Origin of the sequence: Staphylococcus kloosii (genome assembly GCF_032139365.1) — a bacterium.
Taxonomy (GTDB): Bacteria; Bacillota; Bacilli; order Staphylococcales; family Staphylococcaceae; genus Staphylococcus; species Staphylococcus kloosii_A.
Window position 1 is genome coordinate 59,988 of record NZ_JAVTDB010000070.1, and the last position, 24,628, is coordinate 84,615.

Consider the following 24,628-nt stretch of genomic DNA (forward strand, 5'->3'; position numbering starts at 1 on the left):
TTTATAAATGCTACTATCCTTATTAAGTAACTCGGCTTATTAAAAATTATTATAGGAAAGTGTAGGTCCTGACAATGTTACTTACTATTTTAAACATTATTATTTTTGTGGCCTTCATCATCGGATTAAGTATTATGGCTAAAAAACACGTTTCTTTCCCTAAACGTGTCTTTTCTGCGTTAGGCGTAGGTATCGTCTTCGGTATTGCGATACACTTAATTTATGGTGTAGATAGCAAAATAACAAAACAAACGACGGATTGGCTAAGTATTGCTGGAGATGGGTATATTTCCCTCTTACAAATGATTGTTATTCCGTTAATATTTATCTCTATCGTTTCTGCATTTACTAAAATACAAATTGGTGAAAAATTCGCCAAGGTCGGTATGTGGATTTTTGTCTTCTTAATAGGAACTGTCGGCATTGCTTCTATTATCGGTATCTTAACTGCCCTGGCGTTCAATTTAGATGCTTCATCAATCGATTTAGGTGGTGCAGTGGGTTCTAAAGGTAGCGAAATAGCTAGCCAAGCAAAAGATATGAGTGCTAAAACATTACCACAACAAATCCTTGAATTGTTACCAAGTAATCCATTCTTAGATTTCACTGGTCAACGTGCAACATCAACAATTGCCGTTGTGATTTTCGCAGCGTTTATCGGCTTTGCCTTTTTACGCGTTTTACGTAAGCAACCAGAACAAGGCAATTTACTTAAACGCGGTATCGACGCAGTTTATGCATTAGTAATGGCGATCGTTACCTTTGTGTTACGTTTAACACCATATGGCATCTTAGCTATCATGGCTAAAACAATTGCTACAAGCGACTTTGCAGCAATTTGGACATTAGGTAAATTTGTTATCGCAACTTATGTAGCATTAATCGTAATGTATATCATTCACATGATCATCCTTATGATTTTAGGATTAAATCCTTTAACATTTATTAAGAAAACAGGTGAAGTGTTACTATTTGCATTCACATCACGTTCGAGCGCAGGTTCATTACCTTTAAACGTGCAAACTCAAAAAAATCGATTGGGTGTACCTGACGGCATCGCTAACTTCTCTGCTTCATTTGGACTCTCAATAGGTCAAAATGGTTGTGCAGGTATTTACCCTGCAATGTTAGCTATTATGGTAGCACCTGTAGCTCACGTTGAAATCAATTTACAGTTTATCTTATCTGTGATTGGTATCGTTATTATTAGTTCATTTGGCGTTGCCGGTGTTGGTGGCGGCGCAACATTCGCATCTATTTTGGTACTATCAACATTAAACTTACCTGTTGCTCTAGCTGGTGTCTTAATTTCTGTAGAACCGCTTATTGATATGGGACGTACAGCATTAAACGTCAATGACTCTATGCTAGCAGGTGTAGGTACATCAAAATTAACTAACAACTTAGATAAAGACGTTTATCACGAAGAATCTTACGGCGAATTAACTGCTAATAGTTAAACTTATATAGAATAAAAGCGCAATAGCAATTGCTATTGCGCTTTTTTTGTTAATTACTAAGTGGTTTAAATGGGCCCCACGTTATTTTTTGTTCACTATCAACAGCTAGGTTTTTAATTTCACGTGAGACATCATCAAACCATTTTAAGAATGCTGCTTCTTTATCTAGTTGCGCTTCCATTGACGCCTGTGAAATATCATGTAAGTACCAAGTCTTACTTTCAAATTCAAATTGAATTTGAGAATATGCGATACGCGTCACGTCTGCGCGATCATAAAGATTATGGACTTGTTTGACCACGTTGCCAGCTTGAGGCAACAAACTTTGATAAATTACCTTTTTTTGTTGCGGATTGTCTAAATCATTCCACATTCTAATTTGACCATTCATTTGAAAAAATATATCCATGGTGGGCATTTTTTCATCAAATGATATCAGTATGAAAATACGTTCAGCCATATGGTCTACACAATTCGTTGCACTGACAATGATTTTACTAGCAATTTTTGCCCAATAATCTTGTGCTTGCGAAGGAGTAAGTACATCTTCATTGGCATGTACTTGTTGGTTATCATTACTTTCTTCAGGTGTACAATCACGATTGTCATCATTATTTTTAAATAATTTATCAAACATGCTCAATGTAACCAACTCCTTCCTAATAATTAACTTTTAATTACGTATATCACAGAAAAATGTTTAATACGAAAATTTAATGCTTTAAGAAACCTGATTTATTCAATTCATCTAACATATCTAGCCTTTGCTTGCTTCCTAATGCACGAGCAATTTGATTAGACCACGTTTCATTGCGTTCTCCATTCGTACGCTTATGATAATAATCACTTACAGTGTTGTCATAATCTTCTAATGCTTGACGTTGTTCTTGATCATTATTGTTATATTGATTTTCGTGAAAAACATGTTCAAACGGCAAACGTGGTTTCGGTGCACCATTTTCATCGTCAGCAGGCTCACCCACGGCCATACCAAATAGTGGGAAAGTATGTTCCGGTAAATTAAGTATTTCTTTCACGCGATGAACATCATTACGTAAGGAACCTAAATAAACTATGCCATATCCCATATCCTCTGCTGCAACCGCTATATTTTGAGCCACTAGTGCAGCGTCAATAGTACCTACTAATAATCCTTCTGTAGAACCTATCGAAACGTCCATGTTGCTTTTCTTATCTTCTTCTATTAACGCATGTCTATAATAATCCATTACAAATACAAATAGGTAGCCATTGTCTACAACATATGGTTGTCCTGAAACTTCTTTTAAATCTTTTTTTATTCGTGGATCATCAACACCTATAATAGAATAAGTTTGTAAATAACTAGATGACGAAGCACTTTGCCCTGCTTCAACTAGTTTTTTAACTTCATCATTAGAAAGCGGTTTGTCTTTAAACTTTCTAACTGAATGGTGTTTTTTCATTAAGTCATAAACATAATTTGTCACGCTAAAACCTCTTTTCTATGTACTTATTTAATAAATAATAGCAAATATAAGTACGATATACTTACTTAATGCTTACCCTTTTTTCTATGATTTTAAAGCTATATAACTAAATTTCTTTATAATTTAAAGTGATAAAGAATTTAATGAAAATAATAGCGTATTATTGTCGTATATTTAAAATATTGTGTAAGCGATACCATGTGCATAGCTATTGACTTTGATGGATATTAAGAATTTAAATAATCCTAATAAAGTATTTTAGTTGAGAATGAAATTATCTAATTGATATTAAAGAGATGTATAATGATCATAACAATGAACGTTAAAAATTAATGAACTATACTTCCTTTTTGTTGTCACAAAACCTTTAAAAATCTAAATTCGTTATCATTACTAGACCGAAACGGCTATGTTGACGAAATAAAAATTAAATGTAATAATGGATTCCAAAGATTAGAATTATTATAAATAAACAATCAGAATAATCTATTGCGAAATTCTAATCTCAAAGTAATTAATATACAATTTAGGAGGATGTTTTTTTATGTCTTTAATTAATAAAGAAATTTTACCATTCACAGCAAATGCTTATGATCCAAAGAAAGATGAATTCTTTGAAATCTCTGACGAAAACTTAAAAGGTTCATGGAGTGTTGTTTGTTTCTACCCAGCAGACTTTTCATTCGTATGTCCCACAGAGTTAGAAGACTTACAAGGTCAATATGATAAATTACAAGAATTAGGCGTTAATGTATATTCAGTATCAACTGATACGCATTTCGTACACAAAGCATGGCACGACCATTCAGAAGCTATTAACAAAATCCAATATCAAATGATCGGTGACCCTTCTCAAACTATTACTCGTAACTTCGATGTTCTAGATGAAGCATTAGGTCTTGCTCAACGTGGTACTTTCATCGTTGACCCTGATGGTGTTGTTCAAGCAGCAGAAATCAACGCTGACGGAATTGGACGTGACGCAAGTACTTTAGTACACAAAATCAAAGCAGCACAATACGTTCGTCAACATCCAGGCGAAGTTTGCCCAGCAAAATGGGAAGAAGGTTCAGAAACATTACAACCTGGACTTGACTTAGTAGGTAAAATCTAAGGAGGCATTGATGTCAAATGCTAAATGATGAGTTGAAATCACAACTTAAGCAATTACTTCAATTAATGGAAGGTGATGTAGAATTAAGCGCAAGTCTTGGTTCTGATGATAAATCTAAAGAGTTAAAAGAACTTTTAGATGAAGTTGCAAGCATGTCATCTAACATTAGTGTAGAAGAAACTGACCTAAAACGTACGCCTAGCTTCACAGTAAATCGCCCAGGAGAAGATACTGGCATTACTTTCGCAGGTTTACCGATGGGGCACGAATTTAACTCACTTGTTCTAGCTTTATTACAAGTGAGTGGTCGCCCACCAAAAGAAGAACAAGCAGTTATAGATCAAATCAAAGCACTAGACCGTCCACTACATTTTGAAACTTATATCAGTTTAACTTGTCAAAAATGTCCTGACGTAGTTCAAGCTTTAAATTTAATGAGTTTATTAAACCCTAATATCACTCATACTATGATTGACGGAGCCATTTTTAAAGAAGAATCCGAAAATATCATGGCTGTACCTGCTATTTTCCTAAATGGAGAAGAGTTTGGTAATGGCCGTATGTCAGTACAAGATATTTTAACTAATTTAGGTAGCCAAGCTGACCCATCTGAATTTAACGACAAAGCACCTTACGATGTTTTAATCCTTGGCGGTGGCCCTGCAAGTGGTACTTCTGCCATTTATACAGCTCGTAAAGGTTTACGCACAGGTATCGTTGCAGACCGCATTGGTGGACAAGTAAATGATACTGCTGCAATTGAAAACTTTGTAACAGTTAAAGAAACCGACGGACCAACATTCTCATCTGCTTTAGAAGATCATATTAAACAATATGATGATATCGATGTTATGACTGGCGTTCGTGCTAGTGGTATTGAAAAAACAGATGATGACATCGTTATTACTTTAGATAACGATGCGCAATTACGCAGTAAAACTGTCATTATTGCTACTGGTGCACGTTGGCGTAAACTACAAGTTCCTGGTGAAGATGCGCTTATCAACAAAGGTGTGGCATTTTGCCCTCACTGTGATGGTCCATTATTCGAAGGTAAAGATGTTGCAGTTGTAGGTGGCGGTAACTCTGGTGTTGAAGCTGCCATTGATTTAGCCGGAATAGTTAAACATGTAACATTATTAGAAAGAAATACAGAGTTAAAAGCTGACGATGTATTACAACAACGCTTAAACTCTCTATCAAATGTAACAGTTATTAAACAAGCTCAAACTACCGAAGTTATTGGTGAAGATTCAGTAACAGGTTTAAAATATAATGATATTAGTACAAATAAAGAGCATACAATTGAATTAGACGGTATATTCGTTCAAATTGGTTTATTGCCTAACACTGAGTGGTTAGATGAATATGTCGACATGAATGAAGCTAAAGAAATTACGATTGACCGTAAAAATGCGACAAGTGTTCCTGGAATATTTGCCGCTGGCGACGTAACAGATGACCGTAATAAACAAATCATTATTTCAATGGGTGCAGGTGCAAATGCCGCATTAAATGCTTTTGATTATATTATTCGTCACACTAAAATTGAAGCAAGTGTTATGTAATTTTAAAGAGGAGTCTAAGTTGACTCCTCTTTTTTTATACTATACTATATTATTTACTTTAACGTGATTGGACGACCTTATATGTTATTACTAATTGTAGCAATAATACATTTACATTTCTCCAAACGTATTATTACAACACATACCAACACTGCTCAAAAAAGCCCCATGCTTTATCAAACTAAACGCGCTATGTTAAGTACTAAACATTGGAAAATAGCACAACTTACATATAAAAAATTAAATCAAAAGTTTTTTAAACTATATGCTGCTCTTGGCGTGCCGCTAACTATTATTGATTTATTGCTGATTATATTCCATAGAAATGGTAGTTTATTAACCGCAGAAGCTTTACTCTATATTATAACTTTATGTATTATTTATTTAGTCCTTGAACATAGACTAAAATCTTTATCCTAATCATAAAGCTAAATTTTTTAAGCACAATTTCATTATGAAAAATTGTGAGATTTTGTTCATTAGATTGTGCGTTTCTTCAAAAAAATGCCATTTGAATGCAATCTCAAAAATGATACTCTATAGTATGTACATAAATAACATTCCAATTAATGCTTAATTTTTTATAAAGGAGATTACTACACGAAATGAAAAAGCGTATTTTATTAGCGTTCATTATGATATTAGCCGTCGTACTGGCTGCTTGTTCAAACGATGAAGACCACGACGATAACCAACATAGCGCAAAACATGCACCTAAAAATGTAAAAGTACTTACCGAAAAAGATATTTTCCATTCTAATAAAAGTGGAGAAAATATCAGCGAAGAAGAAATGAATAAAGCTATCCAAAAATATCTCGATGTCAACTCAGTCATTCTTGATAACAAATATTTAATGCAATACAAATTAGATAGACAATCAAATTCAGATAAAAAAATCACGGACAAACAGTCAAAACGCCTTTCTGACTTATCACGTAATGCAATCAAAAATGATGTTAGATTTAAAAAGTTCGTCGAAGATAACAACCTTCCTAAAGGTTACAAGACAAATGTAGATCGTATTATCAAATATTTCACATCATTAAACAGTACGATTAAAAACGTCGATGATGATATCGAACAACTTGATTACCAACCACAAAATGAATTAAATGTCGTCGATGTTTCTACTAAATACGCTGGACAAGTAAACGGCAAACAACAAGCTAAAATTAAGAAATTCTTAAAATCAAAAAATATTAGTACTAAAGCTATAGATAAGTAGTCTTCATATAATGTCGCACACATTACAAAACTATGACATCGTTAATAGTTAATTTATCAGTATTTGCAAGTTGAAATTGTCACTTTTTAATACTTTATAACAGAACTTCGTAATAAACCTTACATAATTGTAAGGTTTTTTATTGTTATTTAACTTTAGCACTACGTCACCATTTGTTAAACTTACTTTGTATTGAAAACAAAGTATTTAAACCTAGGGGGCTTAAATGGTTTTAACAATTTTAATTGGTGCAATTGCTGCTGTCTTTATTGCATATAATTTAGTAGACAAACAAGAAAAACAAGGCAGAATTTCTTCCAAACAAATCGTACTTAGTATCACTTGCGTTGTCATTGCAGTCATGGTAGGTAGCTTTTTAGACAATTTAGATGTTTTTTATCAAGAGTTTCAACATAGTATTGCAGCAGTGGATAGTTATTAGTCTAGACATTACAAAATTGGTGTCTAGACTATTTTTGTATTTTAAAAATGTATTTTGACACCCAAATTACTATATGTCACAATGTATTTAATTTATTAAACATTGGGGTGTGCGATTTATGAAATACCGTTTGACCACATTATTATTAGCAGTCATTTTTATTACACTATCAATTATTACTATCGCTTATAATAACCCAACTGGTGGTAGCGAAATAAACTTTGAACGACCTGCTGAAATATGGATCGCTTTAGGCTTTTCAGCTTGTATATTCTTACCCGCGCTAATACTAGGAATTTTTAAGTATAAAGCAACACGCATTATTTCAACGATATGGCAAATATTTTTTGCAATACCTGCGTTATTTCTAACACTTATCGTTATATTCACTACACCCGTGCCACTGCTTGTAGTCGTTTTAATTTTAACTACGATGGCTATTATCGCGAGTGCTATAACAACATTATGTGCAGAATAAACGTTTAAAGACCTTCTCTATAAGGTCTTTTTTATATTATACACTGTTTAAGGACCTAACAATGTTGTCATATTAAGTAACTAACCTACATACTTCATCACTGATTTGATACACTCTTTGTGAGGTGAAAAAATGGATTATAAAACTTCTTATTCAAATGTGCAAAGTGGTAAAATACTTGCAGCTTTATGTTACTTCAGTATATTTTTCGCACCACTCATATTACCGATTATTGTATGGATTTTATCAGACAAACCTACGTCAGCACATGCAGCAAAATCTTTGATATATCATATCATTACTTATCTATGTCCATTTATTTTAATATTTAGCGCAACTCTTGGAGCAGGTGCCTTATCCTCCCAATCAACTTGGCAAGCAGTTGTAATGATTACGATAGCTATCGTACTCTTAGTGGTCACAGTTTGGTATACAATTAAAAATATATATCGTGGTGTTAAAGTGTTAATCTCAGATGAAAGTTACTTTAGACCCTAGTCAAAATCGATAGAACACAACAACATTTTTATATAAATTAAATAGTAATAGACAATAAACTAAGAGCCTGGGACATATTCTGTCTTCAGGCTCTACTTTTGCATGGGCAATAGATGACTGGATTGAAAATACGCTTATATCAAGTTGCTTTCAACGTTAGTCATCCTTGTCGGGGCGGGACTACAAAATCTTTTTATAATAATAAGATTTTTGTCCCGCTTCCTATTCTATACTTTGTTGTTTTGCTGTAAATAATAACATAGCTGATTTACAAGAAGAACAAAATATCCACTATGTCTTACATGTATACTAATCCTTTTTACATTGTTACCTACCACATTTTTCCGCTTAAGCACTAAAATCACCACTTATATTATGAAAATGACATCTTGGGACATGATGATTGATAATGGAAATAATCATATTCCATTATTCATCTTTAGTTATTGACCGTAATATGCATTTTTGCCATGCTTTCTATAATAGTGTTTATCCAATAAAAATTGGTCTATTGCAGAACTATTATCTTGCGCTAATAGTTCTGTTTTTAATGCCATCTCTGCAACTTCTTCTAAAACAATAGTATGTTCTATTGCTTGCTTTACCGATGTCCCAAATATAAATGGACCATGGTTTTTTGTATTAATGGCTGGTATTGCATCTGGAGTAATATTTAAAGACTGGTAAGTTTCTACAATGACTTTACCTGTATTGTACTCATAATTTTGTTCAACTTCTTCTTTGGTTAACTGTCTAGCACAAGGTATCGGTCCATAAAAAGTGTCTGCATGTGTCGTTCCATACGGTTGGATTGCTCTACCTGCTTGTGCAAAAGATACTGCATGTAGTGAGTGCGTATGCACTATACTATTGATGTTTAGAAAATGCTTATATAAATATACATGTGTGGGTAAATCAGATGATGGCTTAAGTTGATTTCCTTGTACTGTGCCTTCTAAATCAGTAATGACCATATCTACAGGAGATAGTTTACTGTACGGTATACCACTCGGTTTAATACAAATGATGCCTTTGTCGCGGTCAACCATACTGACATTACCCCAAGTCAATTTTACTAATTTATTTTTTGGCAATTGTAAATTACCCTCATAAACTAGTCGTTGTATCATTGCTTTATCCATGATGAACACCACTTTTCATGATTGCTTCTTCGATAAATGTTTTGGCATTTAATATGACCTCTTTAGGATCTTTTAAATTTTCCGACCACATTTCTATTAAAAATGGCCCATTATATTTTAAATGCTGTAATGTTTGAAATATCTCGACAAAATCTACTTTTCCTTCACCAAATGGAACATTTTTAAATTGGCCTTTGAAATTAGACGTAACAGGCAATGTGTCCTTTAAATGGATTGCCACGGTATCATTTATCCCTTTCGTTAATTCAATAGGCACATTATTTTGTGGCCAGGCAGAAAGATTTCCTATATCTGGATATACTTTTAAGTACGGGTGATTGCCTACAGCATGCTTTAATTCAATATATTTCGAAATACTATTCAAAAATGTATCATCCATGATTTCAAGCGCTAAAATGACTTGCTTCTTAGCAGCGTAATCTAGAGCAACGGTGAGCCCTTCTTTGAAATTTTGAGCAGTTGCTTGTGATTTTGTTTCATAGTAAACGTCATACCCAGCCAGTTGAATGACACGTACACCTATTTTTTGAGCTAAATCAATTGCTTGGAACATTATTTCCAAAGCTTTTCTTCTAATATTCTCATCAGATGAACCTAATGGATATCTTCTATGTCCACTTAAACAAATGCTTTGCACATAAATATCTTCGTATAATTGCGTTTCATTAATTTTATGAATAGTATCATTTGACCAGGTTAATCTAGCTAACCGATCATCTGACTCATCGATAGACATCTCTATAAACTGAAAGCCTAATCGTTTAGCATATTTTAATTTCTCAGATATTGATAAAGCTACCGGCATGGCTTTTTCATAAATACCTAGATAATTCATGATTCAAAAACCCTTGTAATTTCTTCTTTAAAAGCACGCGCAGCGTAAGCAGGATTTTCAGTCTCTCTAAGGTTGCGTCCAGCAATAAATGCATATATATCTAAACCTTGAAATAATTTCACTGTATCCAGTTCTAAGCCACCTGTAACGGAAACTTTAAATCCTATATCAATAAGTCTTTGAATCTTATTTAAATCTTCTTCCGACCATTTTTTACCAGCTAAAAGTGCATCACGACTTTGATGATATACTACTTGTTTTATATCGTTATTAAACCATTGTTGTGCCTGTTCAAAGGTCCAATCGCCATATAACTCTACTTGAATATCGTCCATCACATTTTTTGCAGCAATCATTGTTTCTATCGTCGCACAACAAATGACTGTCATCCAGTTTGCACCAGCATCCTTACAATTTTGAGCGACTGTTTTTCCTGCATCTGCACACTTAGTATCTGCTAATATTATTTTATCTTTATATAATGACCTAACTGTTTCGATAGCATGTCTACCTTCTTGTAAACATAATATTGTCCCTACTTCTATAATGTCCACTTCGTTGTCTAATGATTTTAACGTACGCGTTGCGCTATCAATAGTTTGATTGTCTAAAGCAATTTGTAGTAATGGTTTAGTCATAGTTGTCCCTCCTTGATGTTATGAAATATATTCACTCATATCTGCTTTATCGATATGTGCGATGATTTCTTCTACAGATGTCGCTGTTGTTAATTTATCAATTATATTATCGATTTCGAATACACTAACTATTTGTGGTATCGCAATACTCGTATGAATATCAGATGATGTCGCGGCTAAAACTACAAATACACTCGCGCGTTTATTATCTCCGAAATCTATAGGTTCATTAAATATCACGAGACTAAAAGCATCTCGGTTCACACCATCTTCCGGTCTTGCATGTGGCATTGCCATGCCATCCATTAATAAATAATAAGGCCCATATTTTTTAGTATTTTCAATAATAGCCTCTACATAATTTGTTGTTATAGCCCCACTTTGCAATAACGGGGCTGTAGCTTTTGCCACAGCTTCTTCCCAATTTTTAGCATCTTGATTTAACCAAATAGATTGTTCATTAATAATGCTTTCCTTAAATGACACCATAATATTCACCTTCAAATTACACGTTGTAAATTTTCTTTTATTTCCGCATCATCCATTAAATTGTCTAATCCTAATAATTTACTCGTCGTCCTACCTTCTAATTCTTGAATTAAATATTTACTAGCAAACACGATATCATATCCATTTGCCTGCGCTTTTGCTTCTCCGATACTACAGTAATCAACAGAAAAATCACTAACACCAAGTTCACGTAAACATTTTTCAATTTTCATTTTAATCACCATTGATGATCCCATGCCACTGCCACAAGCTGCTAAAATTTTTAACATAATTAAATTCCTCCATTTTTGTGTTGTATTATTCTAAACCTTGATAGTATAGCTCTTTGTCTTTCGCTCTTCTATATTGTAATTGAGGTATTAAGAGCAATAAGATAATGATTATAAAGTATGCTATTAAGCCAAAATGGTGTAATAAGAATCCAAAGCCTGGCCAAATTAATTCAAAATCTATACTTCCGTGCCAACCGCCAAATTTATATAAATCAAAGAACACTACAGCAAATGCACCTATCGACACTTGCAACACACCAGAAACAAAAGCACAAATTAAAGCTGCTCTTGTTCCACCAACCTTATTGGCATAAACGGCAATAGTAGCATTATCAAAAAACACAGGTACAAAACCAGTTATAATAAGTACGGGTGAATGAAACAAAATCAGACCTAAAATAGTAATGAATTGACCTAACGAGCCACAAATAAATCCAAATAACACTGCGTTTTGAGGCGCAAAATTAAACGTTGCAGCACAATCCACTGCCGGTAATGACCCGGGTAATAATTTATTCGATATACCTTGGAAAGAGTTCGTTAATTCTGACACGAACATCCTTACTCCCATCATCAAAATTGCTAAAAATACTGAAAATGATAGCGAGCTTGAAATAATATAAGTAACAAAAGATAACTTTTCGGGGAAGTTTTGAGGGTCTAATTTTCTTAAAAAGTCTTCACCTAAAATTACTAAAATAGTGCCAAAAAAGATAAGCATGAGCGTCCCTGTTGCAACGATACTATCATTGAACATCGACAACCATTTAGGCAATTTCATATTTTCTAAATTTTTCTCTTTATTTCCTAATTTAGGTGCCACTTTGTCTACTAACCAAATAGCAAACATTTCTTGATGTCCAACTCCAAAACCAGCGTTATTAGTTAGTCGTTGTGTCGGTCCAACCGTTAAATTAGAACCAACAGCCCAATATAGCCCCACTAGAATGCCAATCATTGTACTGCCTATAAAATTTCTATATTCTGGAAATGCAAAAAATACAATCCACGTAATTGTTAATGATTGTTGGACCATAATATGACCTGTAATAAACAATGTTCTAAGTTTCGTTATCTTGCTAAGTTTTACTAATAAAATATTTAGTAGAAAACCAATTACAAGTGCAATCATCGTATAAGTTGTAGTTAAATTTATAGATTTTAATGCACTATCAACAGCATTCAGTCCAAAATATGGATCAATAACTGCCGCCTTCAAATCAAACCTATCGGCTAAACCGGCTAATATGGGTCTGAATTTTTCTACTAAGCCTTTAGCTCCAACGAGTAAAATCATGAAACCAACAACCGCTTTAATAAAACCAGCCAAACATTCATACCATTTTTTTCTAAGTAATACGTAGCCTACAAAAACAATAATACCAATGAAAAATTCAGGCTTAGTGAGTATATTATCTATAAACCAAATAAATATTTTATATAAGTTGTTCATAGCTGTTCATTCCTTTGCTTTTATAAAAATGAAGGATACGGTAAATCATTTGCTGTAGTAAAGACATCCTCGAAGCCTCTTGGATAATGATACTCCAATTTATTTCTATCTTGAGGGTAAGTATATTGGCCGCCAACTTGCCAAATGAAAGGTGTGAAATCATAGTCTAAAAAGTCTTTTTTATTTTTCCACAGCGTTAGTATTTCTTGTGGATTAGCTTGGAAATTAGACCATATATCGTGATGCACTGGTATAACAACTTTTGTCTTTAAACACTCTGCCATTCTTAATAAATCAACCGACGTTAATTTGTCAGTAATACCTCTTGGGTTTTCTCCAAAGGCACCTAATGCAACATCAATCTCGTGATTGTTCCCATGTTCAGCAAATTTTACCGAAAAATGAGAGTCTCCAGCATGGTAAAGATTACCCCCTGACGTTTTAAATAAATAGTTCACTGCAATATCATCCATATCTTGAGGAAACTGGCCATTCAATTGATATTCTTGTGGTACAGTAATTAATGCAGTACGATCAAAGGCTTCTAGTGCTACTATCTCTATGCTTCCCACTTTTATGCTATCTCCGGGTTTAACCACTTTACATCTATGTTCAGGCACGCCCCAATCTCTCCAAATGTTTACTACAGCTTTAGGGCCTATAAATGGAACTGAATCATCGGTATTTTGTAATACTGCTGCTGCGGTATTTATATCTAGATGATCTGAGTGTATATGCGTCACTACTAGCGCATTAATATTTTTCATCTCGAATGGATCAATAACAAATGGTTGCGTTCTTAAATTAGGTTGAAGCTCTTTGCATCCAGACATGCGTTGCATTTGGTGACCAGACTTCATTAACTTATTCTTTTTAGTACGTTTACCACTCCCACACCATAGGTCACATAAAATATTAGTGCCTTCATGTGACTTTAACCAAATTCCTGTACAACCTAACCACCACAGCACAAAATTATCTTTTGGTACTTGCGTTTCCTCAATTTCTTCATTTAACCATGTTCCCCATTCTGGGAATGTGGATAGAATCCACTGCTCTTTTGTAATATTTTGTACTTTAGACATCTTATTTCCTCCTATAATATCTGTAAGCGTTTACGAAATTATATAATCATCACTTTTATTTTTCAATATATTTTATATTTTCTATATTATATTAATTACAATATAATATAGAAAAACACCCCAATATAAAAGTATTAAGGTGTAATTTTGATCTATTCGTATAATATTTATATTCAAAAATGAGGAAAATTAATTGTTGACCAGCTTCCATAATGGCAGTGAATATCATATAAATTATTATTTATCTGTAAAATGCATAAGTATTACTATCTTTTATTATCATTTTACAATCAACGATTTATTAGTTATTCCATTCTTTACTACGACACTTTTAAGTAGAAAACAACATCTACAAAATACCGAAATCTCACTTTTACTGTAAAAAAATATGTAATAATTCATTATCTAGCAAGTTAAAAATAATTAAAGTAAAATATTTGTATCAATAAAGAAGCATATGCTATATTAAAAATGTAGTTAATATTAACTACTAGTCTTTTATATTCATGAACATATTACTCTTTAAGAGCGGCACTTACGTGTCGCTCTTTTTTTAGCTCATTAATTTCAAACCAATCGTACTTGCTAGAATTACCAAGATACATAATACACGTAAAAAATCTTTTGATTCTTTATAAAACAACATACCTATCACAGCGCCACCTACGGCACCGATCCCAGTCCACACTGCATATGCTGTACTCATTGGCAATGTTATCATCGCTATAGCTAGACAAATAAAACTAAGCGCGAAACTCACAATCATATATATTAATGAGCTTAATTTATTATTATGTGTATAAGCACTCAATGATGCCACTCCAAGCATCTCAAATACACCAGCAATAATTAATATAATCCAATCCATAATTTACGCTCCTTTCTCGCTCGTTGTAGCAAGTTTCAACCCAACTACGCCAGCCAGCAATGTGAATATCAATACTATCTTTCCTATATTTAATGGTTGTCCAAAAACTAAGAAATCACATAAAGTAACCCCTGTAGTACCAAGACCAACAAATATCGCATACGTCGTTCCAGCTGGTAATACTTTCGACGCTTGTATTAATAAATAGAAACTTAAAAAAATGGCTATTACGGTCCCAAACCATTCAATAGTATTAGATGCATGTGTTAAACCAACAACCCATCCAACTTCAAACAATGCTGCTATAATAATTTTTAACCAATTCATTTTCATACCTCCTAATAACTAAAAAAAACCCGGAAGATAGTATTTAAACTATCTCCCAGGCTTTTATCCTTCCGTGTAACATGTAATCAACATGTTGCTTTCTCTCGGACCTGACTAACTATGAAGTTACGGAACCCTAGAAAGCTTTTATTAAATTAATTGAACTATATCAAATCTTTATATAACGGTCAACCATAGTATTTTCAAAAAATTTCGAGACGCTGGCATTAAAATTTTTTCAATTATCAGAGCTAAAACACTCTACATTTTACTAATTTTAATGTATACTAGTAATTAATTAGAATAATTCTAATTTAGAACTAAACGTTTTAGCTACCTAACAATAATATATATAAAGAAAGGTGAAGATGATTATGCAATTATTAGGCTATAAAATGGAAAACCAAGAATTAGTCGCTACTGTGTTATCAGACAAAGAGCATTTATTTAAATATACGTTTGATGTATCAACACCTGAATACGAAATATTAAACGTCTTAGAAGAAATTAATGAACATGTAGATAATGGCTTTCATCCATTAGGTTGCACTATTATTAAAAACTACGACTTTAAGGACGTGAAAGACTATTCATTGTAAACACCAAACATCAAACCTGAAATGAGTACATCTGTTACGTTTAATCAACAGTGTACTCATTTTTTAATCGCTCTTGTTGATACACCGCCATACCAGTGGTTAATGTTCTAAAACCAATCCGCTTATAAAAAGTCGTATGCTTTGTCGTCGCTATCAAATGTATACACGATACTTCACCTATTCGATCTATTAACTTTTCTACAATTTCCCTGCCAATCCCATATTTATGATAATTTTTATCTACCACTACATCATAAATTGCGGCATTATAAACGCCATCAGACAATGCCCTTGCAAACCCAATAACTTTCTCATCGACCTTAGCTATAACAACATGCGTGCTTGCTTTGAAAATAGTATTTATATTATCTTCCGTATGGCTCGTCCAGCCATTAGATTGATATATTGCTTTCATTTTCGGAACATTGCTTGCGTCGAAATCATATGTAAAATTTACTTTCAACTCATTCACCCCTTAGCTACTTCACTCAACTCTTACCCTGATAAAATAGTTAAAAACAAAAAGGAATAACAATCACACCTATTAAAATAGATACGCTGTTATTCCAATTAAATGATTTATTGCGCGTGCACTTCTAATGCTACGTCGATATTCCCTTTCGTTGCTTTTGAATATGGGCAATAATTATGTGCTTGTTCTACGTATTTTTCTGCTTGTTCTTGAGTTAAATTTTCTAGTGTTACTGTAAGCTTGCCACCTAATTTAACACCTTTATCTACTTCGTCGGCAATCAATTCAATTTCCGCTTCTACTTCTGGATTAGCATCAGCAACACCATTTTGTTGTAATATTAATGATAATGCACTATTAAAACATGCGCTATAACCTGCTGCGAATAATTGTTCCGGATTTGTTTCAGCAGTAGTCGCTTGTCCGCCCATCTCCTTAGGTGTAGCTAAGTTTTGCACGAATGTATTATCAGGGCTAAATACACGGCCATCACGACCCCCGTTACTAATCATGTTTGTAGAATATAGTACTTTTGCCATAAATATGCACCTCTAAATATACTTAAAAGTATAATGTATTTTTCTCAATTAAATTAAACACAATGTAATTGAGATTGATTTAATTATAAATCCCTATTATCCATATAGCAATAAATATGCTTTCATCAAGAGATTAGAACAGAAAACTTATTCGTATAAGAAAATTTTGTAGCCCTGCATCGGCAAGGATGACTAGAGTAGAAAAAAGCTAGATACAAACGTCGTTTTAATTGAGTCGTCTACTGTCAATATAAAAGTAGCGTCTAGAATTAATACGATATCCTAGACGCTTAATTTACTATTTATTAAATTTTTCAATTTCTGATGCACGCAATTCTACACGTCTAATTTTGCCAGAATTTGTCTTAGGTAAATCATCAACGAATTCTATTTGACGTGGATATTTGTATGGCGCAACATCTTGTTTAACGTAGTTTTGTAACTCTTTTACTAGTGCATCATTGCCTTCTACATCATCTTGTAAAATAACGAAAGCTTTAACCACGTTGCCACGAATATCATCAGGACTAGCCACTACAGCACATTCTTTAACTGAAGGATGTCCGATGAGTGAGTCTTCTACTTCGAATGGCCCAATTGTATAACCTGAACTAATAATAATGTCGTCACTTCTGCCTTGGAACCAGAAATAGCCATCTTCATCGATACGTGCACGATCTCCTGTGACGTAAAATGCTCCACGTTTGGAATCTGTAGTACGTTCTTCATCTTTATAATAACCTTTGAAAAGTGCTGGTGAATCTAACCAGACGGCAATATCACCTGTTACGTCTGGTTCAACTTCATTACCATCTTCATTAATGATTGTAACTTGGTCGCCTAAAATAGCTTTCCCCATTGATCCTGGACGCGTTTCGGCGTCTTTAAGCGAACCAATAAGTAGCGTATTTTCTGTTTGACCATAGCCATCTCTTACAGTTAAATCAAAGTTTTGTTGAAACTTTTCTATTACTTCTTGGTTTAAAGGTTCTCCTGCAGAAACTGCACTATGAAGATGAGATAAATCATAATCTTTCAAATTAGGTAATTTAGCCATTAGCCGATACTCTGTAGGTGTACAACATAGCACGTTAACTTCATATCTTTGTAACAGTTCTAAATATTTTTTAGCATCAAATTTACCTTGGTAAACTAACGCTTTAGCACCTGATCCCATAATAGATAGGTAAGGACTCCAAATCCATTTTTGCCATCCTGGTGCAGCTGTAGCCCAAGCTGTGTCACCTTCATTAACACTTAACCAATATTTCGGTGCTGTTTGCATATGTGCATAACCCCAACCATGTGTATGAACAACGGCTTTCGGTTTAGCAGTCGTTCCTGAAGTATATGACAATAAAGCAATATCGTCTCTATAAGTTGTGACGATATCTAATTCATCGCTTGCTTGTTGTTGTTCATCTTCAATATTAATCCAATCGTCTTCATGTCCGCCGACGATAAATTTCGTTAAGTTATCATATTCTGCTATACCTTTAAATTCATTAATGCCCTCATTAATTACTACAACAGCAGCTACATCGCCATGTGTAATTCTATGTTGTAAGTCTTTAGTTCTAAGCATTTCAGAACTAGGAATAATAACTAATCCTAATTTTAATGCGGCAGTATAGATTTCATACGTAATAATGCTACGAGGCATCATTATTAGTACTTTGTCCCCTTTTTGTAATCCATGATTAGAAAATACATGTCCGATTTTATTGGCATTTTTTATTAAATTGCTATATGTAATACTATCTGTATTACCCTCTTCATCTTCATAAGCTATCGCCTGTTTCGACGTATCAACGGCATACTTTTCAATTTCTTCAACAATATTATACCGTTCTGGTGCAACTAAATCTGATTTCTTCATAATTACTCTCCTTTTGAAATTAAAATATTCAATACATCTTATTTTAATATCATCTTAAACATGAACATACTACCTTAACCTTTAATCATACGTCTAAATTGTACGCCTATTTCATTAATTTGATAAGTAAAAAGTCTGATAATTGCAAATTTATATTAATAAAGTGATAAACTAATTATATATAACAAAATATTTAAGGCTATAAAATTTATATAGTAAGTCATTTATTAGTCTTATACAAAGAAATGACCATTCATTTTCGATAAGGACGTGTTTTTATGTATCATATCGCAATCGCTGGTGCTGGTGCTATGGGCGGTCGCATCGGAACACAAATTAAAGAGGCAGGTTACTATGTAACACTCATTGATTATTGGGACGAACATATTACCAAAATTAATGACGACGGATTAGAAATTAAAACTGAAACATCAACTTATAATGTAAATATCACTGCTAAAAAACCCTCTGAAGTAAATGAACAGTATGATTTACTCATCATTTTAACTAAAGCAATGGATGCTTCAGCAATGATCAATGCGTTATATGATAACAACGCCATCAAAGAATCAACAGCGATATTAACTATGATGAACGGTTTAGGACATGACGAACGGTTCGTAGAAGTAGTACCAAAATCTCAAATATTTTTAGCAGTTACAATGTGGACTGCAGGATTAAGAGGCCCAGGACAACTTTTATTAGAAGGTTCAGGCACAATAGAATTACAGCGTGCCGATGGAGAGGCGGATAAACGAACTGAAGAAATAAATAACATTTTTAATGAGGCTGGATTGAATTCAGCTATCAGTGATAATGTCTTTATTTCTATATGGTCGAAGGCTACTTTAAACAGTGTGCTTAATCCTCTATGTACTATCTTAGATAAGCGTATTGGCGAGTTAGGCGCATACGATCAAGCTAGAGCTATGATTAAGCCATTAATAGAAGAAATCGTATCTGTAGCTAATGCACGTAATATTGACATCAAAACAGAAGACATGCTTCACAAGATAGAAGCTGCTTATCCTGAATCTACACAAGGTTTACACTATCCTTCAATGCATCAAGATTTACACAAAGGCCGTTTGACAGAAATTGATTTTCTTAACGGGCAAATTGCTAAATATGGGAAAGAACTAAATATCCCTACCCCACTAAACGAAATGTTAACTCACCAAGTTCACGAATTAGAACTTGATTATGTAACGTATTAAGATTTTATATTATAGTTGCTTATAAAACAAATAAGCTCACAGCTAGTGTACGCATTTAGCTGTGAGCCTTTTTTATTATTTTTATTTAGTTCATTTGTTGTTGTACAAAGGACGCAAATGTTTCAACGTCACCCTTTTCAATATTTTTAATTGGGAAGTCACCTATTTCAAAACTTAAATTGATAACTTGGCCATCAAGAGAAATTGATTTAATTTCATTATAGCCAATATTCCTATAATAAAATTGTCCATCCATATCAACATTTAATATTAATCTTTCATTCGTAGCTATGTAAGCACCTTTATATAAACGTTGTTCACCTTTAACATTATATTCTATATCACCAAGTACTGTCGGCCCTTTCTTCTCAGTTGGAAATAAATCATCTGGATTTACATTATCTAAAATCATCTTATCCTCACCTTTGCTTTTTTCTAGTTATCATGTTTTCTTTCTAAATTACCACTTATTCGTGCTTAGTAACATTGTCTATTATAACTATAAAATTGTCTATTAAGAGCAACTATATTTAACTCATAAGTGCAGTAAATAAAAAGGAGCCTTGAGACAATAGTCCCAGGCTCTATAACTATTATGATAAACTTTGCATTTCTTGTGGTTTAGCGCCAGTTCTCTCTCTTAAGTCATATTCAATTTCTTCTAAACTACGACCTCTTGTTTCTGGTAAGAATTTAATAACGAAAATCATAGCTAAGACACCGATAACTGCGAATATTAAGAAGACCCATTCTGTACTTAATGCACTATTAAGCATTGGGAATAACTGCGCAACAATAATTGTACCAACGTTTAGTACTAATGTTGCTACACCGGTAGCTGCCCCACGTGCACGCATTGGGAACATTTCGGGTAACATCACCCATAAAATAGGACCCCAAGTTAAACCAAAGAATACGATAAATAGTGATAAGCAAATGATAATAATCCATGAAGATGAAGTAATACCAATTGTCCAAATAAGGACTGCCATAATTACTAATGAAGCAACCATCCCTATATTACCAGTCACAAGCATTTTCTTACGACCTACTTTATCTACTACGAATACTGCTACGACCGTAACAAGAACGTTAATCAAACCAATACCAACTGTACCTAAGATTGAAGTTGCTTCCCCTAAACCAGCTTTGTTTAAAATTGTTGGCGCATAGAAAATAATCGCATTAATACCTACGATTTGTTGGAATAAAGCAAAAACACAACCAATGATTAATGTGGGTCTAATCCATGGAGATTTTAAAATCGTCCATGTTGATTCAGAAATGGCTGAGATTTCTTTCATTTCTTTAATTTCTTTATCTATTTCTTGCTCATTAAATGTAATTTTCATTACTTTTCTCGCAGCATTTTCACCTTTGTGCTCTAACAACCATCTTGGACTTTCAGGCATAAACGCAATACCCACTAATAAAATAACTGAAGGTACTACTGCTAAACCAACCATCCAACGCCAAGCTTCCATGTCTGCAAAAGCATAGTTAACTATATAAGCTGCTAAAATACCAATCGTAATCATCAATTGGTTAAGTGATCCAAGAGAACCACGGAATTCAGTAGGTGCCATTTCAGATAAGTATACAGGTACAGTAGCCATTGAACCACCTACTGCTAGACCAATAATTAGACGACCTAATATTAACATTTCAATGTTTTGCGCAAATGATAATAACAGTGTACCAATGATAAATACAATCGCAATTATCAATACTAGACGTCTTCTCCCTATTTTATCGGATAATGGGCCACTACCACCAGCACCGATTATTGCACCAAATAGCATTGATGATACGACTAAACCTTTCATAGATTCACTTAAAGGAATATCATGGTGGATAAATAATAGCGCACCAGAAATAACACCATTATCGTAACCATATAATAATCCGCCTAAAGCTCCCAAAATAAAAATTAAATACTTGTTTGCATTCACTTAATATCATCCCTTTCATAATTAAGGTTATTATAATCTAAAAATGAAAGCGTTTCAATTTATATTTTGATAGAACTTACAAACAAGTATAATAAAAAAGTAATAAGAAAAGCTTATAATAGAATAAGGACCAATTTTTACAGTAGAAAAATTTTCACTATTTCTATTAATTAAACAAAAAAATCCTTATTCAAATGTCACTAAGAATAAGAATTATTTAAAAAATATAAAGTTAGGTTATTCAATTATTCATCGTCTCTATCAGTGAAATGAATAAACATCCCACTTAATATTGCCACAGGTATTCCTACAAATGGTGTAAACATTAAACTAAAAACACTTGCGAAAATGATGGTAAACAATATAGCGATAAATCCTGATTGTCGTTCTTTTTCAATTCTCTTACGTAAAATTTTGAGCACATCCTTATTATTGTTCAATTAATTGAATTAAATTGCCACAAGTATCATCAAATATAGCCAGTTTCAGTTCTCCCATAGCGTGTGGTGCTTGCGTGAATCGGACACCTTGCGCTTTTAACGACTTATACTCTTCTTCTATATTATCAGTAGCAAACATTGTAGCAGGTATGCCTTCATTAAAAAGACGTGTTTGGTAATCTTTAGCGATAGGATTATCATTGGGTTCTAATACAATTTCTACTGGATTAGCGTCGTTATTTTCTTTTACAGTTAACCATTTGGGGCCACCCATATCTATTTTATGTTTCAGTTCGAAGCCTAATATTTCAGTATAAAATTGTTGTGCGCTTTCTTGATTTTCTACAAATATACTCGTTGCTACTATCTTCATTGTTAATACACCACCATCATTTATTGTAATCCCGCTCTAATTTTTACACCATGCTCAATATAAGCTTTTAGACAACTTAACATATAAACCCAACCTTCTTTTTGACCGAGAATACGCTCAATTTCGGAAGAATCAAACGAACTTTCTTTTATCGTTACTAGCGTTTTATCATCATATGATTCAAAATTTATTGTTACCGTTTTATCTCCCCATTGAAATTCAATATTTTTATTAGGCGTAACTGCTTTAACTTTAATTTCAACTTCTGCATCATATTCGTCATAACGTAACATTACATTTGCACCAGCTTTCCAAAGCTTTGAACTTGATGAAAACCAAAATCCACCAATTTCTTTAGGATCCACAAATGCTTCAAATACCTTTGAAGCTGGCGCTTTTATTTCCATCTTAGTAATGATATCCATACGTAATTCCTCTTTTCTAGCTCATGGTATGTTTAATTATTACCTTCAACAATATGCTTTAAACTCCTAATAAATATAGTGTGCTTTTCCACCATTACTCTATTATACTTTGTAAAAATGTTCTTTTGAGGTGAAAATAATGTTAGATAGATTAGATGAAGTAATGATATATGTATATGATCATGATAAAGGATAGATTTTTGAACAACACACCTTTCTTTCACTGTTGTACAAGATACAACTGAAATGGAAATGCGGGTTGTTAAATTAGCCCCATCAGAAGATGCACAAACTTTAATTGTGTTACAAGATAAAGCAAAAGTAGATGAGATGGATATGGGTGTTAATACAGCTACGCCATCATTAATCTTTGCTACTGCAAATTTCGATTCGTTACGTGAATCATTACAACAATGTGGCATTGAAACAGGTGAAGTAATGACATTACCTATGGGTAGCGTATTTAATTTTGCTGATTCAGAACAAAATTACTTTGCCGTAAAAGAAGTAAAATAAACATAAGACCTCCCTTTTAAACTGCGGGAGGTCTTATGTTTATTCTAATACATTATATTAATGCATTAATAATCAAACCGACAATATCGACTACACCAAAAATTAAAAATACGGTAGCTAAACTAAAGAAGCTTTGTCTTCTTCCTAAACGATGACGAGAGGTTCTTTTACCTAATACTAAGAACACAATACCTACGATAACTAATAATATTGCTACAATCCACATATCGATCCCTCTCCTTATTTTATAATACCGCATAAATGCCCTTGTTATTATAAATACCCGGAATATGATTTTCATAACTCACTTAGTTATGCAAGTGTATACATTAACGTATGCCTATTTATTTTTGTGTTGTGCATACAAGAAAGAAGTATAACCTATAACGAATGCTACTATAGCTACTATGACAGATCCAATTATCGCATCTGTACCACAAATTGCTAACAACAATAAAAAGATGATTATCGCTATAAATAAACTTTTCAAAATTGCTTTCATGTGTAATAACAAATTATAAAACTTCCTCTCAAGAAGATATCAAAAATGTAATTTTAAATTTTAGATACTGCTACTATCTAAAGTAATAAATTTAATTTATAAAAAATAGTGGTAAGTACATAAAGTACTTACCATTTAATTGAATATTTATGTTTGCAAATAGACCTAGTACAAAGAAAAAAACTTAATACCAGCCTCTATAAAACAGTATATATTAAAAACTTTGTATTGCAACACTTTTTCATTATTTTTTTATGTAGATTTATAGCCAAAATAATTTTGTTTTAAAAATTATTTAGCTTTATTTT

At 33.1% G+C, this 24,628-nt stretch carries 32 protein-coding genes and 1 riboswitch; of the genes, 11 read left to right on the forward strand and 21 right to left on the reverse strand.

Annotated elements, in window-relative coordinates; all coding sequences use genetic code 11:
* Nucleotides 1-74 precede the first annotated feature (74 nt).
* The gene (locus RPL90_RS09335) at nucleotides 75-1,460 is read left to right on the forward strand and encodes an L-cystine transporter (protein WP_313548114.1); all 1,386 of its coding nucleotides are present in this window, start codon (nucleotides 75-77) and stop codon (nucleotides 1,458-1,460) included.
* Between the two features lie 49 nt (nucleotides 1,461-1,509).
* On the opposite strand, the gene RPL90_RS09340 is transcribed toward RPL90_RS09335, so the two are convergent.
* Nucleotides 1,510-2,097: a hypothetical protein gene (locus tag RPL90_RS09340; protein ID WP_313548294.1), complete on the reverse strand. Its 588-nt coding sequence runs from the start codon at nucleotides 2,095-2,097 to the stop codon at nucleotides 1,510-1,512.
* A gap of 76 nt (nucleotides 2,098-2,173) precedes the next feature.
* Nucleotides 2,174-2,929 (reverse strand): oxygen-insensitive NADPH nitroreductase, encoded by a 756-nt coding sequence (gene nfsA / locus RPL90_RS09345; protein WP_313548117.1) that lies wholly within the window; start codon nucleotides 2,927-2,929, stop codon nucleotides 2,174-2,176.
* A 544-nt stretch (nucleotides 2,930-3,473) separates the two neighbouring features.
* Between nfsA and ahpC the strand changes: the two genes are divergently transcribed.
* The 7 genes from ahpC (at nucleotide 3,474) to RPL90_RS09380 (ending at nucleotide 8,255) form a co-directional block, all read left to right on the forward strand.
* Complete coding sequence (ahpC, locus tag RPL90_RS09350) at nucleotides 3,474-4,043, forward strand: alkyl hydroperoxide reductase subunit C (protein ID WP_313548120.1); 570 nt, start codon at nucleotides 3,474-3,476, stop codon at nucleotides 4,041-4,043.
* 17 nt (nucleotides 4,044-4,060) lie between these two features.
* Nucleotides 4,061-5,611 (forward strand): alkyl hydroperoxide reductase subunit F, encoded by a 1,551-nt coding sequence (gene ahpF, locus RPL90_RS09355; RefSeq protein ID WP_313548123.1) that lies wholly within the window; start codon nucleotides 4,061-4,063, stop codon nucleotides 5,609-5,611.
* 81 nt (nucleotides 5,612-5,692) lie between these two features.
* On the forward strand, nucleotides 5,693-6,031 hold the full coding sequence (locus RPL90_RS09360) for a hypothetical protein (RefSeq protein ID WP_313548127.1): 339 nt from the start codon (nucleotides 5,693-5,695) through the stop codon (nucleotides 6,029-6,031).
* Nucleotides 6,032-6,216: 185 nt separating this feature from the next.
* The gene (locus RPL90_RS09365; protein ID WP_313548132.1) at nucleotides 6,217-6,837 is read left to right on the forward strand and encodes an NDxxF motif lipoprotein; all 621 of its coding nucleotides are present in this window, start codon (nucleotides 6,217-6,219) and stop codon (nucleotides 6,835-6,837) included.
* Between the two features lie 226 nt (nucleotides 6,838-7,063).
* The gene (locus RPL90_RS09370) at nucleotides 7,064-7,279 is read left to right on the forward strand and encodes a hypothetical protein (RefSeq protein WP_313548137.1); all 216 of its coding nucleotides are present in this window, start codon (nucleotides 7,064-7,066) and stop codon (nucleotides 7,277-7,279) included.
* Between the two features lie 118 nt (nucleotides 7,280-7,397).
* Nucleotides 7,398-7,757: a hypothetical protein gene (locus tag RPL90_RS09375; protein WP_313548145.1), complete on the forward strand. Its 360-nt coding sequence runs from the start codon at nucleotides 7,398-7,400 to the stop codon at nucleotides 7,755-7,757.
* Nucleotides 7,758-7,889: 132 nt separating this feature from the next.
* Nucleotides 7,890-8,255 (forward strand): magnetosome magnetite crystal formation protein family, encoded by a 366-nt coding sequence (locus RPL90_RS09380; protein WP_313548151.1) that lies wholly within the window; start codon nucleotides 7,890-7,892, stop codon nucleotides 8,253-8,255.
* 443 nt (nucleotides 8,256-8,698) lie between these two features.
* Here the strand turns inward: RPL90_RS09380 and araD are convergent, their stop codons facing one another.
* From araD to RPL90_RS09425, 9 genes are all read right to left on the reverse strand, one after another.
* Entirely contained in the window at nucleotides 8,699-9,397 is a 699-nt protein-coding gene (araD, locus tag RPL90_RS09385; protein WP_313548154.1) for an L-ribulose-5-phosphate 4-epimerase AraD, read from the reverse strand.
* Complete coding sequence (locus RPL90_RS09390) at nucleotides 9,390-10,253, reverse strand: L-ribulose-5-phosphate 3-epimerase (protein ID WP_313548161.1); 864 nt, start codon at nucleotides 10,251-10,253, stop codon at nucleotides 9,390-9,392. The genes araD and RPL90_RS09390 overlap by 8 nt, the downstream gene beginning before the upstream one ends.
* A complete protein-coding gene (locus RPL90_RS09395) occupies nucleotides 10,250-10,891 on the reverse strand; it encodes a 3-keto-L-gulonate-6-phosphate decarboxylase UlaD (protein ID WP_313548171.1) in 642 nt (213 codons plus the stop codon). The genes RPL90_RS09390 and RPL90_RS09395 overlap by 4 nt, the downstream gene beginning before the upstream one ends.
* Before the next feature lie 18 nt (nucleotides 10,892-10,909).
* Nucleotides 10,910-11,380 carry a PTS sugar transporter subunit IIA gene (locus RPL90_RS09400; RefSeq protein WP_313548201.1) on the reverse strand — a complete coding sequence of 157 codons (471 nt, stop codon included), beginning with the start codon at nucleotides 11,378-11,380 and terminating at the stop codon, nucleotides 10,910-10,912.
* Between the two features lie 11 nt (nucleotides 11,381-11,391).
* Entirely contained in the window at nucleotides 11,392-11,670 is a 279-nt protein-coding gene (locus tag RPL90_RS09405) for a PTS sugar transporter subunit IIB (protein ID WP_313548207.1), read from the reverse strand.
* A gap of 28 nt (nucleotides 11,671-11,698) precedes the next feature.
* Nucleotides 11,699-13,126 (reverse strand): PTS ascorbate transporter subunit IIC, encoded by a 1,428-nt coding sequence (locus RPL90_RS09410; protein WP_313548213.1) that lies wholly within the window; start codon nucleotides 13,124-13,126, stop codon nucleotides 11,699-11,701.
* A gap of 20 nt (nucleotides 13,127-13,146) precedes the next feature.
* Nucleotides 13,147-14,211: an L-ascorbate 6-phosphate lactonase gene (gene ulaG, locus RPL90_RS09415; protein ID WP_313548220.1), complete on the reverse strand. Its 1,065-nt coding sequence runs from the start codon at nucleotides 14,209-14,211 to the stop codon at nucleotides 13,147-13,149.
* Nucleotides 14,212-14,764: 553 nt separating this feature from the next.
* Nucleotides 14,765-15,079 carry a DMT family transporter gene (locus tag RPL90_RS09420; protein WP_313548228.1) on the reverse strand — a complete coding sequence of 105 codons (315 nt, stop codon included), beginning with the start codon at nucleotides 15,077-15,079 and terminating at the stop codon, nucleotides 14,765-14,767.
* A 3-nt stretch (nucleotides 15,080-15,082) separates the two neighbouring features.
* Nucleotides 15,083-15,406 carry a DMT family transporter gene (locus RPL90_RS09425; protein ID WP_313548235.1) on the reverse strand — a complete coding sequence of 108 codons (324 nt, stop codon included), beginning with the start codon at nucleotides 15,404-15,406 and terminating at the stop codon, nucleotides 15,083-15,085.
* A gap of 50 nt (nucleotides 15,407-15,456) precedes the next feature.
* Nucleotides 15,457-15,557: riboswitch (guanidine-I (ykkC/yxkD leader) on the reverse strand.
* A 223-nt stretch (nucleotides 15,558-15,780) separates the two neighbouring features.
* Between RPL90_RS09425 and RPL90_RS09430 the strand changes: the two genes are divergently transcribed.
* The gene (locus RPL90_RS09430) at nucleotides 15,781-16,005 is read left to right on the forward strand and encodes a hypothetical protein (protein WP_313548241.1); all 225 of its coding nucleotides are present in this window, start codon (nucleotides 15,781-15,783) and stop codon (nucleotides 16,003-16,005) included.
* Between the two features lie 40 nt (nucleotides 16,006-16,045).
* On the opposite strand, the gene RPL90_RS09435 is transcribed toward RPL90_RS09430, so the two are convergent.
* From RPL90_RS09435 to mbcS, 3 genes are all read right to left on the reverse strand, one after another.
* Entirely contained in the window at nucleotides 16,046-16,468 is a 423-nt protein-coding gene (locus tag RPL90_RS09435) for a GNAT family N-acetyltransferase (protein ID WP_398573865.1), read from the reverse strand.
* Nucleotides 16,469-16,584: 116 nt separating this feature from the next.
* Nucleotides 16,585-17,016 carry an organic hydroperoxide resistance protein gene (locus tag RPL90_RS09440; RefSeq protein WP_313548250.1) on the reverse strand — a complete coding sequence of 144 codons (432 nt, stop codon included), beginning with the start codon at nucleotides 17,014-17,016 and terminating at the stop codon, nucleotides 16,585-16,587.
* Nucleotides 17,017-17,314: 298 nt separating this feature from the next.
* On the reverse strand, nucleotides 17,315-18,895 hold the full coding sequence (mbcS, locus tag RPL90_RS09445; protein ID WP_313548254.1) for an acyl-CoA synthetase MbcS: 1,581 nt from the start codon (nucleotides 18,893-18,895) through the stop codon (nucleotides 17,315-17,317).
* Between the two features lie 278 nt (nucleotides 18,896-19,173).
* Here mbcS and RPL90_RS09450 point away from each other — a divergent pair, with 278 nt between their 5' ends.
* Nucleotides 19,174-20,112 (forward strand): ketopantoate reductase family protein, encoded by a 939-nt coding sequence (locus tag RPL90_RS09450; RefSeq protein WP_313548257.1) that lies wholly within the window; start codon nucleotides 19,174-19,176, stop codon nucleotides 20,110-20,112.
* 85 nt (nucleotides 20,113-20,197) lie between these two features.
* Here the strand turns inward: RPL90_RS09450 and RPL90_RS09455 are convergent, their stop codons facing one another.
* The 5 genes from RPL90_RS09455 to RPL90_RS09475 form a co-directional block, all read right to left on the reverse strand.
* Entirely contained in the window at nucleotides 20,198-20,524 is a 327-nt protein-coding gene (locus RPL90_RS09455) for a PH domain-containing protein (protein WP_313548260.1), read from the reverse strand.
* A gap of 181 nt (nucleotides 20,525-20,705) precedes the next feature.
* Nucleotides 20,706-22,064 (reverse strand): glucose transporter GlcP, encoded by a 1,359-nt coding sequence (glcP, locus tag RPL90_RS09460; protein ID WP_313548264.1) that lies wholly within the window; start codon nucleotides 22,062-22,064, stop codon nucleotides 20,706-20,708.
* Between the two features lie 245 nt (nucleotides 22,065-22,309).
* Nucleotides 22,310-22,486, reverse strand: coding sequence for a VraH family protein (locus tag RPL90_RS09465; RefSeq protein ID WP_313548267.1), 177 nt, complete (start codon nucleotides 22,484-22,486; stop codon nucleotides 22,310-22,312).
* Between the two features lie 7 nt (nucleotides 22,487-22,493).
* Nucleotides 22,494-22,877: a VOC family protein gene (locus RPL90_RS09470; protein WP_313548271.1), complete on the reverse strand. Its 384-nt coding sequence runs from the start codon at nucleotides 22,875-22,877 to the stop codon at nucleotides 22,494-22,496.
* Nucleotides 22,878-22,897: 20 nt separating this feature from the next.
* Nucleotides 22,898-23,302, reverse strand: coding sequence for an SRPBCC domain-containing protein (locus RPL90_RS09475; protein WP_313548273.1), 405 nt, complete (start codon nucleotides 23,300-23,302; stop codon nucleotides 22,898-22,900).
* A gap of 246 nt (nucleotides 23,303-23,548) precedes the next feature.
* Between RPL90_RS09475 and RPL90_RS09480 the strand changes: the two genes are divergently transcribed.
* A complete protein-coding gene (locus tag RPL90_RS09480) occupies nucleotides 23,549-23,818 on the forward strand; it encodes a VOC family protein (protein ID WP_313548275.1) in 270 nt (89 codons plus the stop codon).
* A 52-nt stretch (nucleotides 23,819-23,870) separates the two neighbouring features.
* Here RPL90_RS09480 and RPL90_RS09485 read toward each other — a convergent pair whose 3' ends face one another.
* Together RPL90_RS09485 and RPL90_RS09490 are read right to left on the reverse strand one after the other, a co-directional pair.
* Nucleotides 23,871-24,044 (reverse strand): hypothetical protein, encoded by a 174-nt coding sequence (locus RPL90_RS09485; RefSeq protein WP_313548278.1) that lies wholly within the window; start codon nucleotides 24,042-24,044, stop codon nucleotides 23,871-23,873.
* Between the two features lie 114 nt (nucleotides 24,045-24,158).
* Complete coding sequence (locus tag RPL90_RS09490; protein ID WP_313548282.1) at nucleotides 24,159-24,332, reverse strand: hypothetical protein; 174 nt, start codon at nucleotides 24,330-24,332, stop codon at nucleotides 24,159-24,161.
* Nucleotides 24,333-24,628: the final 296 nt, after the last annotated feature.

Excerpts from the sequence above, each read along its gene's own strand:
- RPL90_RS09340 (WP_313548294.1), bottom strand. The coding sequence starts at position 2,097 with ATGTTTGATAAATTATTTAAAAATAATGATGACAATCGTGATTGTACA.
- RPL90_RS09480 (WP_313548275.1), top strand. The coding sequence starts at position 23,549 with ATGGAAATGCGGGTTGTTAAATTAGCCCCATCAGAAGATGCACAAACT.
- RPL90_RS09425 (WP_313548235.1), bottom strand. The coding sequence starts at position 15,406 with ATGAATTGGTTAAAAATTATTATAGCAGCATTGTTTGAAGTTGGATGG.
- RPL90_RS09420 (WP_313548228.1), bottom strand. The coding sequence starts at position 15,079 with ATGGATTGGATTATATTAATTATTGCTGGTGTATTTGAGATGCTTGGA.
- ahpC (WP_313548120.1), top strand. The coding sequence starts at position 3,474 with ATGTCTTTAATTAATAAAGAAATTTTACCATTCACAGCAAATGCTTAT.
- mbcS (WP_313548254.1), bottom strand. The coding sequence starts at position 18,895 with ATGAAGAAATCAGATTTAGTTGCACCAGAACGGTATAATATTGTTGAA.
- RPL90_RS09475 (WP_313548273.1), bottom strand. The coding sequence starts at position 23,302 with ATGGATATCATTACTAAGATGGAAATAAAAGCGCCAGCTTCAAAGGTA.
- RPL90_RS09390 (WP_313548161.1), bottom strand. The coding sequence starts at position 10,253 with ATGAATTATCTAGGTATTTATGAAAAAGCCATGCCGGTAGCTTTATCA.
- RPL90_RS09440 (WP_313548250.1), bottom strand. The coding sequence starts at position 17,016 with ATGGCAAAAGTACTATATTCTACAAACATGATTAGTAACGGGGGTCGT.
- RPL90_RS09335 (WP_313548114.1), top strand. The coding sequence starts at position 75 with ATGTTACTTACTATTTTAAACATTATTATTTTTGTGGCCTTCATCATC.
- RPL90_RS09455 (WP_313548260.1), bottom strand. The coding sequence starts at position 20,524 with ATGATTTTAGATAATGTAAATCCAGATGATTTATTTCCAACTGAGAAG.
- RPL90_RS09470 (WP_313548271.1), bottom strand. The coding sequence starts at position 22,877 with ATGAAGATAGTAGCAACGAGTATATTTGTAGAAAATCAAGAAAGCGCA.
- RPL90_RS09485 (WP_313548278.1), bottom strand. The coding sequence starts at position 24,044 with ATGTGGATTGTAGCAATATTATTAGTTATCGTAGGTATTGTGTTCTTA.
- RPL90_RS09405 (WP_313548207.1), bottom strand. The coding sequence starts at position 11,670 with ATGTTAAAAATTTTAGCAGCTTGTGGCAGTGGCATGGGATCATCAATG.
- ahpF (WP_313548123.1), top strand. The coding sequence starts at position 4,061 with ATGCTAAATGATGAGTTGAAATCACAACTTAAGCAATTACTTCAATTA.
- RPL90_RS09395 (WP_313548171.1), bottom strand. The coding sequence starts at position 10,891 with ATGACTAAACCATTACTACAAATTGCTTTAGACAATCAAACTATTGAT.
- RPL90_RS09450 (WP_313548257.1), top strand. The coding sequence starts at position 19,174 with ATGTATCATATCGCAATCGCTGGTGCTGGTGCTATGGGCGGTCGCATC.
- RPL90_RS09380 (WP_313548151.1), top strand. The coding sequence starts at position 7,890 with ATGGATTATAAAACTTCTTATTCAAATGTGCAAAGTGGTAAAATACTT.
- RPL90_RS09400 (WP_313548201.1), bottom strand. The coding sequence starts at position 11,380 with ATGGTGTCATTTAAGGAAAGCATTATTAATGAACAATCTATTTGGTTA.
- RPL90_RS09365 (WP_313548132.1), top strand. The coding sequence starts at position 6,217 with ATGAAAAAGCGTATTTTATTAGCGTTCATTATGATATTAGCCGTCGTA.
- araD (WP_313548154.1), bottom strand. The coding sequence starts at position 9,397 with ATGGATAAAGCAATGATACAACGACTAGTTTATGAGGGTAATTTACAA.
- RPL90_RS09375 (WP_313548145.1), top strand. The coding sequence starts at position 7,398 with ATGAAATACCGTTTGACCACATTATTATTAGCAGTCATTTTTATTACA.
- RPL90_RS09370 (WP_313548137.1), top strand. The coding sequence starts at position 7,064 with ATGGTTTTAACAATTTTAATTGGTGCAATTGCTGCTGTCTTTATTGCA.
- RPL90_RS09430 (WP_313548241.1), top strand. The coding sequence starts at position 15,781 with ATGCAATTATTAGGCTATAAAATGGAAAACCAAGAATTAGTCGCTACT.
- ulaG (WP_313548220.1), bottom strand. The coding sequence starts at position 14,211 with ATGTCTAAAGTACAAAATATTACAAAAGAGCAGTGGATTCTATCCACA.
- RPL90_RS09360 (WP_313548127.1), top strand. The coding sequence starts at position 5,693 with ATGTTATTACTAATTGTAGCAATAATACATTTACATTTCTCCAAACGT.
- RPL90_RS09410 (WP_313548213.1), bottom strand. The coding sequence starts at position 13,126 with ATGAACAACTTATATAAAATATTTATTTGGTTTATAGATAATATACTC.